Source organism: Novosphingobium sp. IK01, from assembly GCF_033242265.1.
GTDB lineage: Bacteria > Pseudomonadota > Alphaproteobacteria > Sphingomonadales > Sphingomonadaceae > Novosphingobium > Novosphingobium pituita.
This window is the reverse complement of record NZ_BTFW01000001.1, coordinates 3,276,448-3,289,128: the sequence shown is the minus strand read 5'-3', so window position 1 is coordinate 3,289,128 and position 12,681 is coordinate 3,276,448. Positions and strand designations below refer to the sequence as shown.

19 protein-coding genes are annotated in these 12,681 nt (G+C 63.0%); 1 reads left to right on the top strand and 18 read right to left on the bottom strand.

Features of this window, described 5'->3' with window-relative positions; translation table 11 throughout:
• Window positions 1-3: 3 nt before the first annotated feature.
• The 18 genes from rplE to rpsL form a co-directional block, all read right to left on the bottom strand.
• Complete coding sequence (gene rplE, locus SBI20_RS15265) at window positions 4-585, bottom strand: 50S ribosomal protein L5 (RefSeq protein WP_317975815.1); 582 nt, start codon at window positions 583-585, stop codon at window positions 4-6.
• Window positions 578-895: a 50S ribosomal protein L24 gene (gene rplX, locus SBI20_RS15260; protein WP_317975814.1), complete on the bottom strand. Its 318-nt coding sequence runs from the start codon at window positions 893-895 to the stop codon at window positions 578-580. The genes rplE and rplX overlap by 8 nt, the downstream gene beginning before the upstream one ends.
• Window positions 895-1,263 (bottom strand): 50S ribosomal protein L14, encoded by a 369-nt coding sequence (rplN, locus tag SBI20_RS15255; RefSeq protein WP_022675053.1) that lies wholly within the window; start codon window positions 1,261-1,263, stop codon window positions 895-897. Before rplN ends, rplX begins: the two co-directional genes overlap by 1 nt.
• Before the next feature lie 88 nt (window positions 1,264-1,351).
• Complete coding sequence (gene rpsQ, locus SBI20_RS15250; protein ID WP_317975813.1) at window positions 1,352-1,621, bottom strand: 30S ribosomal protein S17; 270 nt, start codon at window positions 1,619-1,621, stop codon at window positions 1,352-1,354.
• An 11-nt stretch (window positions 1,622-1,632) separates the two neighbouring features.
• Window positions 1,633-1,839 carry a 50S ribosomal protein L29 gene (gene rpmC / locus SBI20_RS15245; protein ID WP_022675055.1) on the bottom strand — a complete coding sequence of 69 codons (207 nt, stop codon included), beginning with the start codon at window positions 1,837-1,839 and terminating at the stop codon, window positions 1,633-1,635.
• A 9-nt stretch (window positions 1,840-1,848) separates the two neighbouring features.
• Complete coding sequence (gene rplP, locus SBI20_RS15240; protein ID WP_317975812.1) at window positions 1,849-2,283, bottom strand: 50S ribosomal protein L16; 435 nt, start codon at window positions 2,281-2,283, stop codon at window positions 1,849-1,851.
• Window positions 2,284-2,305: 22 nt separating this feature from the next.
• A complete protein-coding gene (gene rpsC / locus SBI20_RS15235) occupies window positions 2,306-3,001 on the bottom strand; it encodes a 30S ribosomal protein S3 (RefSeq protein WP_191324404.1) in 696 nt (231 codons plus the stop codon).
• A gap of 3 nt (window positions 3,002-3,004) precedes the next feature.
• On the bottom strand, window positions 3,005-3,382 hold the full coding sequence (gene rplV, locus SBI20_RS15230) for a 50S ribosomal protein L22 (RefSeq protein ID WP_317975811.1): 378 nt from the start codon (window positions 3,380-3,382) through the stop codon (window positions 3,005-3,007).
• Window positions 3,382-3,660 (bottom strand): 30S ribosomal protein S19, encoded by a 279-nt coding sequence (gene rpsS / locus SBI20_RS15225; RefSeq protein ID WP_022675059.1) that lies wholly within the window; start codon window positions 3,658-3,660, stop codon window positions 3,382-3,384. Before rpsS ends, rplV begins: the two co-directional genes overlap by 1 nt.
• A gap of 6 nt (window positions 3,661-3,666) precedes the next feature.
• Window positions 3,667-4,503, bottom strand: coding sequence for a 50S ribosomal protein L2 (gene rplB / locus SBI20_RS15220; protein ID WP_317975810.1), 837 nt, complete (start codon window positions 4,501-4,503; stop codon window positions 3,667-3,669).
• A 16-nt stretch (window positions 4,504-4,519) separates the two neighbouring features.
• On the bottom strand, window positions 4,520-4,825 hold the full coding sequence (locus tag SBI20_RS15215; RefSeq protein WP_317975809.1) for a 50S ribosomal protein L23: 306 nt from the start codon (window positions 4,823-4,825) through the stop codon (window positions 4,520-4,522).
• Window positions 4,818-5,441, bottom strand: coding sequence for a 50S ribosomal protein L4 (gene rplD, locus SBI20_RS15210; RefSeq protein WP_317975808.1), 624 nt, complete (start codon window positions 5,439-5,441; stop codon window positions 4,818-4,820). The genes SBI20_RS15215 and rplD overlap by 8 nt, the downstream gene beginning before the upstream one ends.
• A 2-nt stretch (window positions 5,442-5,443) precedes the next feature.
• Window positions 5,444-6,169 (bottom strand): 50S ribosomal protein L3, encoded by a 726-nt coding sequence (rplC, locus tag SBI20_RS15205; protein ID WP_317975807.1) that lies wholly within the window; start codon window positions 6,167-6,169, stop codon window positions 5,444-5,446.
• Between the two features lie 332 nt (window positions 6,170-6,501).
• On the bottom strand, window positions 6,502-6,813 hold the full coding sequence (rpsJ, locus tag SBI20_RS15200; protein ID WP_011444906.1) for a 30S ribosomal protein S10: 312 nt from the start codon (window positions 6,811-6,813) through the stop codon (window positions 6,502-6,504).
• Window positions 6,814-6,959: 146 nt separating this feature from the next.
• Complete coding sequence (gene tuf / locus SBI20_RS15195) at window positions 6,960-8,150, bottom strand: elongation factor Tu (protein ID WP_317975806.1); 1,191 nt, start codon at window positions 8,148-8,150, stop codon at window positions 6,960-6,962.
• Between the two features lie 89 nt (window positions 8,151-8,239).
• Window positions 8,240-10,312: an elongation factor G gene (fusA, locus tag SBI20_RS15190; protein ID WP_317975805.1), complete on the bottom strand. Its 2,073-nt coding sequence runs from the start codon at window positions 10,310-10,312 to the stop codon at window positions 8,240-8,242.
• Between the two features lie 105 nt (window positions 10,313-10,417).
• Window positions 10,418-10,888 carry a 30S ribosomal protein S7 gene (gene rpsG, locus SBI20_RS15185; protein ID WP_022675066.1) on the bottom strand — a complete coding sequence of 157 codons (471 nt, stop codon included), beginning with the start codon at window positions 10,886-10,888 and terminating at the stop codon, window positions 10,418-10,420.
• A gap of 88 nt (window positions 10,889-10,976) precedes the next feature.
• Window positions 10,977-11,348, bottom strand: a complete 372-nt coding sequence (gene rpsL, locus SBI20_RS15180; protein ID WP_022675067.1) for a 30S ribosomal protein S12 — start codon at window positions 11,346-11,348, stop codon at window positions 10,977-10,979.
• 479 nt (window positions 11,349-11,827) lie between these two features.
• Between rpsL and SBI20_RS15175 the strand changes: the two genes are divergently transcribed.
• The gene (locus SBI20_RS15175) at window positions 11,828-12,661 is read left to right on the top strand and encodes a kinase (RefSeq protein WP_411911565.1); all 834 of its coding nucleotides are present in this window, start codon (window positions 11,828-11,830) and stop codon (window positions 12,659-12,661) included.
• Window positions 12,662-12,681: the final 20 nt, after the last annotated feature.

Genomic DNA, 12,681 nt, shown 5'->3' with positions numbered 1-12,681 from the left:
GCTTCAGGCGGCCTGCGCCTGTTCGGCGGCTTCCTGCGGGAACGGGAAACCGAAAAGGCGAAGCAGCTCACGCGCCTCGTCGTCGGTCTTCGCGGAGGTGGTCACGATGATGTCGAGACCGCGCACCTTGTCGATCTGGTCGTAGCTGATCTCAGGGAAAATGATCTGTTCCTTGAGACCCATCGCATAGTTGCCACGGCCGTCGAACGACTTCGGGTTGAGCCCGCGGAAGTCGCGGATGCGGGGCATCGCGATGGTGATCAGACGATCCAGGAATTCGTACATGCGTTCACGGCGCAGGGTGACCTTGCAACCGATCGGCATGCCTTCGCGCAGCTTGAACTGCGCGATCGACTTCTTGGCCTTGGTGACAACCGGCTTCTGACCGGCGATCAGTTCCATTTCGGCGGCGGCGGTCTGGACCTTCTTCTTGTCCTGGCTCGCTTCGCCAACGCCCATGTTCAGCGTGATCTTTTCGATACGCGGAATTTCAAGGTCGTTCTTGTAGCCGAACTTCGCCTTCATCGCGGCAGCGATCTCGGCGTCGTACTTGCCCTTCAGGCGCGGAGTGTACTTGTCAGCCATCGATGGCCTCCCCGGACTTGACGGCCACGCGGACCTTCTTGCCATCGCGGGTTTCGAAGCGGACGCGGGTGGGCTTGCCATCCTTGTCGGCCACGGCAACCTTCGAGATGTGCAGCGGAGCCTCGAAGCGGTCGATGCCGCCCTGCGGGTTCGACTGGCTCGGCTTGCGGTGACGGGCAGCGATGTTCACGCCACCCACGACCACCTTGTCATCCTTGGGCAGAACCTGGAGCACGGTGCCCGTGCGGCCCTTGTCCTTGCCCGTGCGAACGACGACGGTGTCGCCCTTCTTGATCTTGGCGGCAGCCATTACAGCACCTCCGGCGCGAGCGAGATGATCTTCATGAAGCCCTTGCCGCGAAGTTCGCGGACCACGGGGCCGAAGATACGGGTGCCGATGGGCTCTTCGTTCTTGCCGACGAGCACAGCAGCGTTGCCGTCAAAGCGGATGACGCTGCCATCGGGACGACGAACGTCCTTCTTGGTGCGCACGATCACCGCGCGATGGACGTCGCCCTTCTTGACACGGGCGCGGGGCTGCGCCTCCTTCACCGACACCACGATGATGTCGCCGACGCTCGCGGTACGACGCTTCGACCCGCCCAGCACCTTGATGCACTGGACGCGCTTGGCGCCGCTGTTGTCCGCGACGTCGAGATTGGATTGCATCTGGATCATTGATCCGGTTCCTTCTCACTGGCTTGCCGGAACCAGTCCGGCAGTTCCAAAAACGTGACGCTCCCTAAGACCGAGAACGGACGTTTTGTCAAACGTCCGCTTCGATCGCGGCGGTCTTGCCGGCCTGAACCCGGTCGATAACCTTCCAGGTCTTCAGCTTCGAGTAGGGCGAAGTCTCTTCGATCCGCACCGTCTCGCCGGTCTTGAAGGCATTCGCCTCGTCGTGGGCGTGATACTTCTTCGAGCGACGGATGATCTTCCCGTAGAGCGGGTGCTTCACCTTGCGCTCGACCTTCACGACCACGGTCTTGTCGGTCTTGTCGGAAACCACGGTCCCGATCAGGATACGCTTGGGCATCGTGTGTCTCCTTAAGCCTTGGCAGTGCGAGCGCGCTCGCCCTGCAAGGTCTTGATCCGCGCGATGTCGCGGCGCACTTCCTTGATGCGCGCGGGACGTTCCAGCTGGCTGGTAGCCGCCTGGAAGCGCAGGTTGAACTGTTCGCGCTTCAGCTCGGCGAGGTCAGCAGTAAGCTGGTCGTCGCTCTTGACGCGGAGGTCTTCGAACTTAGCCATCATTCCTACTCCTTACTCGCCACCAAGGTGCGAAGTGTCGCCGAGGCGAGCAACGACCTTGGTCTTGATCGGCAGCTTCATCGCTGCGCGGCTGAACGCTTCGGCGGCCAGCGGGCCGGCGACGCCATCCAGTTCGAACAGGATCTTGCCGGGCTTCACACGAGCGGCCCAGTATTCCACCGAACCCTTGCCCTTGCCCTGGCGGACTTCGGCCGGCTTCTTGGTCACCGGAAGGTCGGGGAACACGCGGATCCAGAGACGACCCTGGCGCTTGATGTGGCGGGTGATCGCGCGGCGAGCCGCTTCGATCTGACGAGCGGTGACCCGTTCCGGTTCGAGGGCCTTGAGGCCGTACGAACCGAAATTGAGGTCGGTGCCGCCCTTGGCGTTGCCGTGGAGACGGCCCTTGAACGCCTTGCGGAACTTGGTCTTCTTGGGTTGCAGCATGGTGCTAGCCTATCCTCAAGCCTCAGCGCGCCGGACGGACGCCGGAAGTCTGTGCTTCCAGCATCAGGCGATCCTGCGCCAGCGGGTCATGACCCAGGATCTCGCCCTTGAAGATCCAGGTCTTGATGCCGATCACGCCGTAGGCGGTGTGGGCTTCGGCTTCGGCGTAGTCGATGTTCGCGCGCAGGGTGTGCAGCGGAACGCGACCTTCACGGTACCATTCGACGCGGGCGATTTCCGCCCCGCCGAGACGGCCGCCGCAGGTGATCTTGATGCCTTCGGCACCAAGACGCAGGGCCGACTGAACGGCGCGCTTCATCGCACGGCGGAACGCCACGCGACGGACGAGCTGGTCGGCAATGCCCTGGGCAACGAGCTTGGCATCGATTTCCGGCTTGCGGATTTCAACGATGTTCAGCTTCACGTCGCTGTTGGTGAGCTTGGCAAGCTTGGCGCGGAGCTTTTCGATGTCCGCGCCCTTCTTGCCGATGATCACACCGGGACGGGCCGCGTAGATCGAGATGCGGCACAGCTTGGCCGGACGCTCGATCACCACCTTCGAAATCGCTGCCTGGGGCAGGCTTTCGACGATGAACTTGCGGATCTGAAGGTCTTCCTTCAGCAGCTGCTGATAGTTGCGCCCTTCGGCGTACCAGCGGCTGTCCCAGGTGCGGTTGATCTGCAGACGCAGACCGATGGGGTTCGACTTGTGACCCATGGATCAGGCCTCCTCGACTTCACGGACGACGATCCGAAGACGCGAAAACGGCTTCAGGATGCGGGTCGACTTGCCGCGACCACGGGTGTGGAAGCGCTTCATCGTGATCGACTTGCCGACCGAGGCTTCCGCCACGACCAGCGAGTCGACGTCCAGGTTGTGGTTGTTTTCCGCGTTGGCGATCGCCGAGGCGAGCACCTTGCGGGCATCAACCGCCATGGCCTTCTTCGAGAAGGTCAGGACATTGAGGGCGTCTTCCGCCTTCATGCCGCGGATGAGGGCGGCGACCAGGTTGAGCTTCTGGGCCGAACCACGGATCGTGGTGTTGACCGCAAGAGCTTCCTTTTCACCGACGCGGCGGGGAGCTGCAGACTTGCTCATCAGCGCTTGCCCTTCTTGTCAGCGGCGTGGCCGGGGAAGTTGCGCGTGGGCGCAAATTCGCCAAGCTTGTGGCCGACCATCTCTTCGCTCACGGAGACGGGGATGAACTTCTGCCCGTTGTAGACGTTGAACGTCAGGCCAACGAACTGCGGAATGATGGTCGAACGACGCGACCAGGTCTTGATCGGGCCAGCGCGGCTGCCAGCATCCTGGGCCACTTCGGCCTTCTTCAGGAGGTGCAGGTCGACGAAGGGGCCCTTCCAGACGGAACGTGCCATGTGGTCTTACCTCTTCTTCTTCGCGTGGCGCGAACGAATGATGAACTTGTCCGTCTGCTTGTTGTGACGGGTGCGGGCGCCCTTGGTCGGCTTGCCCCACGGCGTAACCGGATGACGGCCACCCGAGGTGCGGCCTTCACCACCACCGTGCGGGTGGTCGACCGGGTTCTTCGCCACACCACGCGTCAGCGGGCGACGGCCAAGCCAGCGGTTACGACCGGCCTTGGCAAGGTTCTGGTTCGAGTTGTCGGGGTTCGACACGGCGCCGACGGTGCCCATGCAGTCGCCACGCAGGTAGCGCTGCTCGCCCGAGTTCAGGCGAACGATCACCATGCCGCGGTCACGACCGACCAGCTGCACGTAAGTACCAGCCGAACGGGCGATCTGACCGCCCTTGCCCGGCTTCATTTCCACGTTGTGGATGATGGTACCAACCGGCATCTGCGACAGGAGCATCGCATTGCCCGGCTTCACGTCGGTCTTTTCACCGGCAACCACCACGTCGCCAACGGCCAGGCGCTGAGGCGCCAGGATGTAGGCCTGTTCACCGTCTTCATACGTGATGAGGGCGATGAACGCGGTGCGGTTGGGGTCGTATTCCAGACGTTCGACGGTGGCCGGCATGTCCCACTTACGACGCTTGAAGTCGATGAAGCGGTACTTCTGCTTGTGACCGCCAGCAATGCCGCGCGAAGTCACGTGGCCCTTGTTGTTACGGCCGCCGGTCTTGCTCTTGCCTTCGGTCAGAGCCTTGACAGGCTTGCCCTTCCAGAGCGCCGACTTGTCGACGAGGACCAGGCCGCGACGGGCGGGGCTGGTCGGGTTATAGCTCTTGAGTGCCATGGTCTATGCCTTCGCCTCAGATACCGCTGGTGACGTCGATCGACTGGCCAGCAGCCAGGGTCACGACGGCCTTCTTGACGTCGGTGCGCTTGTAGGGCTTGCCCTTCCAGCGCTTGGTCTTACCCTTCTGGGTCAGCGTGTTCACCTTGGTGACCGTGACATTGAAGAGGGCTTCCACCGCCGCCTTGATCTCCGGCTTGGTCGCCTTGTCGGCAACCTTGAAGACCACGGCATTGTTTTCGCTCAGCAGCGTCGCCTTTTCAGTGATGTGGGGAGCCACGATCACGTCGTAGTGACGCGTGTCGATTGCGTCCTTAGCCATTGAAACGGGCCTCCAGCTTTTCGACAGCGGCGCGGGTGAGCACCAGCGTATCATGCTTCAGGATGTCGTAGACATTGGCGCCGATCGCGGGGAGCACGTTCACGCCAACGATGTTGCGGGCAGCGCGGGCGAAGCCCTCGTTGACCTGTTCACCGTCCACGACGAGCACCTTCTTGCCGAAGCCTGCCTTGGCGAGCGTGCCGGCCAGCACCTTGGTCTTGGCATCAGCCAGTTCCAGGCTGTCGACAACGACCAGACCGCCCTGCGCCTTCGACGACAGAGCCATCTTGAGACCCAGCGCACGGACCTTCTTGTTCAGCGAAACGCTGAAGTCGCGGACGCGCGGACCGTGGGCCTTGCCACCGCCGATGAACACGGGCGCCTTGCGGTCACCGTGACGAGCGGTACCACCACCCTTTTGACGACCGAACTTCTTGCCGGTGCGAGCCACGTCCGAACGCTCGCGAGCGCCACGGGCCGTGCCACGACGGTTTTCAAGCTGCCAGGTAACGACGCGGTGGAGAATGTCGGCGCGCGGTTCGAGACCGAACACGGCATCCGAGAGTTCCACGTCGCCAGCGGCCGAACCGTCCAGATTGAGGACCTGAACCTTCATGATTAGCCCTCCTGGCCTTCGGCAGCCACGGGAGCAGCCACTTCGTTGGTGTTGGCGGCCTTGAGGCCGGCCGGATAGGGCGCATCGCCGTGACGATCGACCTTGACCGAGTCACGAACGAGGAGCCAGCCGTTCTTCGCGCCCGGGACCGAGCCCTTGACGAAGATCAGGCCACGCGCATCGTCGGTGCGGACGACTTCCAGGTTCTGCTGGGTGCGCTGACGGTCACCCATGTGACCAGCCATCTTCTTGTTCTTGAAGACGCGACCCGGATCCTGGCGGTTACCCGTCGAACCGTGGGCACGGTGCGAGATCGACACGCCGTGGGTGGCGCGCATACCGCCGAAGCCCCAACGCTTCATGGCACCCGCAAAGCCCTTGCCCTGCGTGTGGCCGGTGATGTCGACGTACTGGCCGGTGACGAAGTGCGAAGCCGCGATGGTCGAGCCGACTTCGAGAGTCGCGTCGTCGGCGACGCGGAACTCGGCGACCTGCATCTTGAGCGGCACTTCAGCCTTGGCAAAGTGCTCGCGCTGCGGCTTGGCAACGTTCTTCTGCTTGGCTTCGCCAGCACCGAGCTGGAGCGCGACATAACCGTCACGTTCAGCGGTACGAACCGAAACCACCTGGCAATCTTCGAGCGACAGGACGGTGACCGGAACGTGCCGACCATCTTCCTGGAACAGGCGGGTCATACCCACCTTCTTCGCGATCACGCCGGTGCGCATGATCTCATACTCCTACAGAGGCCTGAGGGGGCCCATCCCCCAAAGGCGTGACAGCCCGTATGTGAAACGCGCCCCGTCCGGGCTGAATGCCCCTGCCTGAACAGGAGCGAACGGGGGACGCTTTCCCGGCCCTTTTCGAAGCACCCTCCGACGAGGAGCTTTCAGGACCGGAGGTATCCCTATGTCGCGGCGCCCTCGAAAGGGTCGGCCAAACCGGCCTCAGGGCCGGAAGAGATGGTGGATCCGAAGATCCAAAACTGGGAACCGATGAGGCTCGGTCGGGCCGCCCTCCCCGCCACTCTCGTGGGGGCGGGGCCAGGGCTTGCGCTGGATCAGGCCAGCTTGATCTCGACGTTCACGCCGGCAGCGAGGTCCAGCTTCATCAGCGCGTCGACAGTGGCAGCATTGGGCTGCACGATGTCCAGCAGGCGCTTGTAGGTGCGGACTTCAAACTGTTCGCGCGACTTCTTGTCGATGTGCGGACCGCGGTTGACGCAGAACTTCTCGATGCGCGTGGGCAGCGGAATGGGGCCACGAATGAGGGCGCCGGTGCGGCGGGCGGTGTCCGCGATTTCACCAGTAGCCTGGTCAAGCACGCGATGATCGAAGGCCTTGAGGCGAATGCGGATGTTCTGGGCTTCCATGTCCGTTTACCGATGCGAAAGAGCGAAAACAAAAACCAGCCGCCCTGCCCTCCGATCCCCTCCACAGCGGATGGGGAGAAAGCGGGACGACTGATCAAAAACCGATCGGCGAGAGACGCGAATCTCTCGCCGGTTCGGCGCCTATATTACTTCGTGATCTTGCTGACAACCCCCGATCCGACGGTACGACCGCCTTCACGGATGGCGAAGCGCAGACCTTCGTCCATGGCGATCGGAGCGATCAGCTTGACCGACAGGGTCAGGTTGTCGCCCGGCATCACCATTTCGGTGCCTTCGGGAAGGATCACTTCGCCGGTCACGTCGGTGGTGCGGAAGTAGAACTGCGGGCGGTAGTTGGCGAAGAACGGCGTGTGACGGCCACCTTCGTCCTTCGACAGCACGTAGACTTCGGCCGAGAATTCGGTGTGCGGAGTCACCGAACCGGGCTTGGCCAGAACCTGGCCGCGCTCGACGTCTTCACGCTTCACGCCACGAACCAGCGCGCCGATGTTGTCGCCGGCTTCACCCTGGTCGAGCAGCTTGCGGAACATTTCGACGCCGGTGACGGTGGTCTTCGAGGTGTCCTTGAGGCCGACGATTTCGACTTCTTCACCAACCTTGATGATGCCGGTTTCGACGCGGCCGGTCACCACGGTACCACGACCCGAGATCGAGAAGACGTCTTCCACGGGCATCAGGAAGGGCTTGTCGGTCGGACGGGGGGGCTGCGGGATGTAGCTGTCGACAGCGGCCATCAGCTCGTTGATCGAGTTCTTGCCGATTTCGTCATCGCGGCCTTCGAGGGCGGCCAGAGCCGAACCCTTGATGACGGGGATGTCGTCGCCGGGGAAGTCATACGACGAGAGCAGTTCGCGAACTTCGAGTTCGACGAGCTCGAGGATTTCCGGGTCGTCGACCTGGTCAACCTTGTTCATGTACACGACCAGAGCCGGCACGCCGACCTGGCGGGCGAGCAGGATGTGTTCGCGGGTCTGCGGCATCGGGCCGTCAGCGGCGTTCACGACCAGGATCGCGCCGTCCATCTGGGCAGCACCGGTGATCATGTTCTTGACGTAGTCAGCGTGACCCGGGCAGTCGACGTGCGCGTAGTGGCGGTTGGCGGTTTCGTACTCGACGTGGGCGGTCGAGATGGTGATGCCGCGTTCGCGCTCTTCGGGAGCCTTGTCGATGTTGGCGTAGTCGGTGAATTCGGCGCCGCCGGTTTCCGCGAGGACCTTGGTGATCGCTGCGGTCAGCGTGGTCTTGCCATGGTCAACGTGACCGATGGTGCCGATGTTGCAGTGCGGCTTGTTCCGCTCAAACTTAGCCTTGGCCATTGTTCAAACCTTCTATTCGCTTGTCTGTGAATTCTGCGGGGTACGGCACCCGACGGAATCAGGCGCCGCCCCTAGCCTGATCGTGACGATCAGGCAAGCTTCTCCTTGACCTCAGCCGCGACGTTCGCCGGGACTTCGTCATAGTGAGAGAACTGCATGGTGTACTGTGCACGACCCTGCGTGAACGAGCGGAGCTGGTTCACGTAGCCGAACATGTTCGCGAGCGGGACCATGGCTTCGACAACCTGGGCATTGCCGCGGCTGTCGGTGCCCTGGATCTGGCCACGACGCGAGTTGAGGTCGCCGATGACGTCGCCCATGAATTCTTCAGGGGTGACGACTTCCACGCTCATGATCGGTTCGAGCAGCTTGATGCCGGCCTTCTGGGCGACTTCACGCATGGCACCGCGACCGGCGATTTCGAAGGCCAGGGCCGACGAGTCGACGTCGTGGTAGGCACCGTCGTAGAGCAGGATTTCGAAGTCGATGATCGGGAAGCCGACGAGCGAGCCGGTAGCGGCCGTTTCGCGCATGCCCTTTTCAATGGCGGGGATATATTCCTTGGGAATATTACCGCCCTTGATTTCATCCTTGAAGATGATGCCCGAGCCGCGTTCGCCCGGAGTCACCTTCACCTTCACGCGACCGAACTGGCCGGTACCGCCCGACTGCTTCTTGTGGGTGTAGTCGATGTCGACGGCCTTGCCCAGGTATTCGCGATAAGCGACCTGCGGGGCGCCGACATTGGCTTCCACCTTGAACTCGCGACGCATGCGGTCGACGATGATGTCGAGGTGCAGTTCGCCCATGCCCTTGATGATCGTCTGGCCCGATTCGTGATCGGTCGAGACGCGGAACGAGGGGTCTTCAGCCGAAAGGCGATTGAGCGCGATGCCCATCTTTTCCTGGTCAGCCTTGGTCTTGGGCTCAACCGACAGCTCGATGACCGGCTCGGGGAATTCCATGCGTTCGAGAACGATCGGCGCACGTTCGGCGCAGAGCGTGTCGCCCGTGGTGGTTTCCTTCATGCCGGCCAGCGCGATGATGTCGCCAGCGTAAGCTTCTTCGACGTCCTTGCGGTCGTTGGCATGCATTTCGAGCATGCGGCCGACCTTTTCCTTCTTCTGCTTCACCGAGTTCAGGTAGGTGCCCTTCGAGAGCGTACCCGAGTAGATGCGGATGAAGGTGAGCGAGCCCACGAACGGGTCGTTCATGACCTTGAACGCGAGAGCCGAGAACGGCGCGTCGTCCTTGGGGGGACGGCTGTCCTTCTCGTCGCTGTCGACCTTGACGCCCTGGACGTCTTCGATGTCGAGCGGCGAAGGCAGGTAGTCGACGACGGCGTCGAGCAGGGGCTGCACGCCCTTGTTCTTGAACGCCGAACCGCAGCACACCGGCACGAACGAGTGGTTGAGCGTACCCTTGCGGATCAGCTTCTTGAGCGTCGCGGCGTCGGGCTCGGTGCCTTCGAGATAGGCTTCCATCGCCTCGTCGTCCTGCTCGACAGCCAGTTCGATCAGTTCGGCGCGATAGACAGCGGCTTCGTCCGCCAGGTCAGCCGGGATTTCTTCGTAGAAGAATTCGGCGCCGAGCGATTCGTCCTTCCAGATGATCGCGCGGTTGTTGACCAGGTCGACCAGGCCCTTCAGGTCGGCTTCGAGACCGATCGGAATGTAGAGCACGGCAGGCTTGGCACCGAGGCGGTCGATGATCGACTGCACGCAGTACTTGAAGTTCGCGCCGGTGCGGTCGAGCTTGTTGATGAAGCACATCCGCGGCACGCCATACTTGTCAGCCTGGCGCCACACGGTTTCCGACTGCGGCTCCACGCCGGCCACGCCGTCGAAGCACGCAACGGCACCGTCGAGCACGCGCAGCGAACGTTCGACTTCGATGGTGAAGTCGACGTGGCCGGGGGTGTCGATGATGTTGATGCGGTGGTCGTTCCAGAAGCAGGTCGTCGCGGCCGACGTGATCGTGATGCCGCGTTCCTGTTCCTGCTCCATCCAGTCCATGGTCGCGGCGCCGTCGTGCACTTCGCCGATCTTGTAGGACTTGCCGGTGTAGTAGAGGATGCGCTCGGTCGTCGTCGTCTTGCCGGCGTCGATGTGCGCCATGATACCGATGTTGCGGTAACGCTCGAGCGGATGGCTGCGGGCCATGGTGGTGTTCCTTGGGTTCGGGAGGGGCCGGATTGCTCCGGCCCGCCCCATATGGTTACTGTAGTGACCGTTTGAAGACGGTCACATGACCAGTTTTTCGGAAGCTTACCAGCGGTAGTGGCTGAACGCGCGGTTGGCGTCGGCCATACGGTGGGTGTCTTCGCGCTTCTTCACGGCGTTGCCACGGTTGTTGGCAGCGTCGAGCAGCTCAGCCGAGAGGCGAGCCGACATGGTGGTTTCCGAACGGTTGCGAGCCGCCGTGATCAGCCAGCGGATGGCCAGCGCCTGGGCGCGTTCCGGGCGGACTTCGACGGGAACCTGGTAGGTCGCACCACCGACACGGCGCGAGCGCACTTCGATGTGGGGCTTCACGTTGTTCAGCGCGTCATGGAACAGCTGAACCGGATCGGCCTTGGCGCGGGTCTGCATGGTGTCGAGAGCGCCATAGACGATGCTTTCGGCAACCGACTTCTTACCATCGAGCATGAGGTTGTTCATGAACTTCGACAGAACCTGATCACCGAACTTCGGATCGGGCAGAATAACCCGCTTTTCCGGACGACGACGACGAGACATCTTGAATTCCTTCTGATCGGGCCAGTTTAACCAGCCGGTCAATCCTGCGGAGGCGCCTTCAAATCAGACTGCCACCGCATGGCCACGATTACTTGGGACGCTTGGCGCCGTACTTCGAACGGCTCTGCTTGCGGTCCTTGACACCCTGGGTATCGAGCACGCCGCGCAGCACGTGGTAGCGCACGCCGGGAAGGTCGCGCACACGGCCGCCGCGGATGAGCACGACCGAGTGCTCCTGCAGGTTGTGGCCTTCGCCGGGAATGTACGAAATGACTTCGCGGCTGTTGGTCAGACGGATCTTGGCGACCTTGCGGAGAGCCGAGTTCGGCTTCTTCGGGGTGGTCGTGTAAACGCGGGTGCAAACGCCGCGCTTCTGCGGGTTCTGCTCCATCGCAGGGACCTTGCTCTTGGCCTTCTGCGGAACGCGACCCTTGCGGATCAGCTGGTTGATCGTAGGCATGAAGTACTCTTCACCTTGGTTGTGGCGCGGCCAGGAAAGGTGAAGGGACTTGCAAGTCTCACACGGTGCAAGGCCAATGCGCGCGACCATGGGCCGGGGGCATCCTTGCACCGGATGAGCCGAAGACACTCCACCCGGCCCAATCGGCACCGGGTTACTTTGACGGCCTGCACCCCCTTGGCCACCCTGATTCGCTCAGCGTGACAACCAACGGGAAGAGGGCCACCCATGGCGGATTTCCGCCACTTGCAGCCCTGTGCGCACCGGCAATGTTCAGCTCTTGTCTGGGCCGGAGCCGCCCGAAAACGGCACCGGATCGAGGGGCCCACTACGCCAAAGCCCCCCAAGGGTCAAGCGAGCACGATTTCGCTCGACCGGCATGCCCGGCTGTGAGAGCCCGGCTTTTCCAGCCTGCCAGACCTGTCCCTCCCGCCAGAGTTGCCGCGATGTCCGTTCCACCGCCCCTCTCTCCTGTCCTCATGGCCACAGAACAGCATCTCGATGCCCTTCTCTGCCCATCCGGGCCGGATGCTGGCCCAAGCAGCGGCTTTCTCGTGCTGGGCATTTGCGGCGCGCAAGGCAGCGGCAAGTCGACCCTCGCCAGCGCCCTGGCTGCAAGACTGGCCGCGCGCGCGATCCCCTGCGCCATTCTCTCGCTCGACGATCTCTACCGGACACGGGCCGAGCGGCAGGCCATGGCCCGGCAGGTCCACCCGCTGTTTGCCACGCGCGGCGTTCCGGGCACACACGATGTCGATCTGGGACTGGCCACCATCGCGGCCCTGCGGCGCGGGGAAAGCGTCGCCCTGCCCCGCTTCGACAAGGCCCGCGACGACCGCGCCCCGTCCGGCCAATGGCCGGTCATGCGGGCCCGCGTGCTGATTTTCGAAGGCTGGTGCCTGGGCCTTGAGCCCCAGAGCGAGGAAGCCCTGACAGAACCGGTCAACGCGCTCGAAAGGAACGAAGACCCGCACGGCATCTGGCGCAAGGCCGTCAACACGGCCCTCGCAGGCCCCTATCGCGCGCTCTGGGCGACCCTCGACAGCCTGATCTTCCTTGCCGCGCCCGATTTCGAAACCGTCAGGATCTGGCGACGCGAGCAGGAAGAGCAATTGCGCGCCCGAATGGCGGGCGACGCCTCACCCCGTGGCGCGGGGAGCGCCGCCGGACCGATGCCGGGACTGATGGACCAGACGGCCCTCGCCCGCTTCATGGCCCACTACGAACGCCTGACCCGCCATGCCCTGGCCACATTGCCAGCCAGGGCAGACCTCACCCTCCCCCTCGACCGTCAACGCAATCTGACACGCTGACAGACGGGGATTGGCCGATC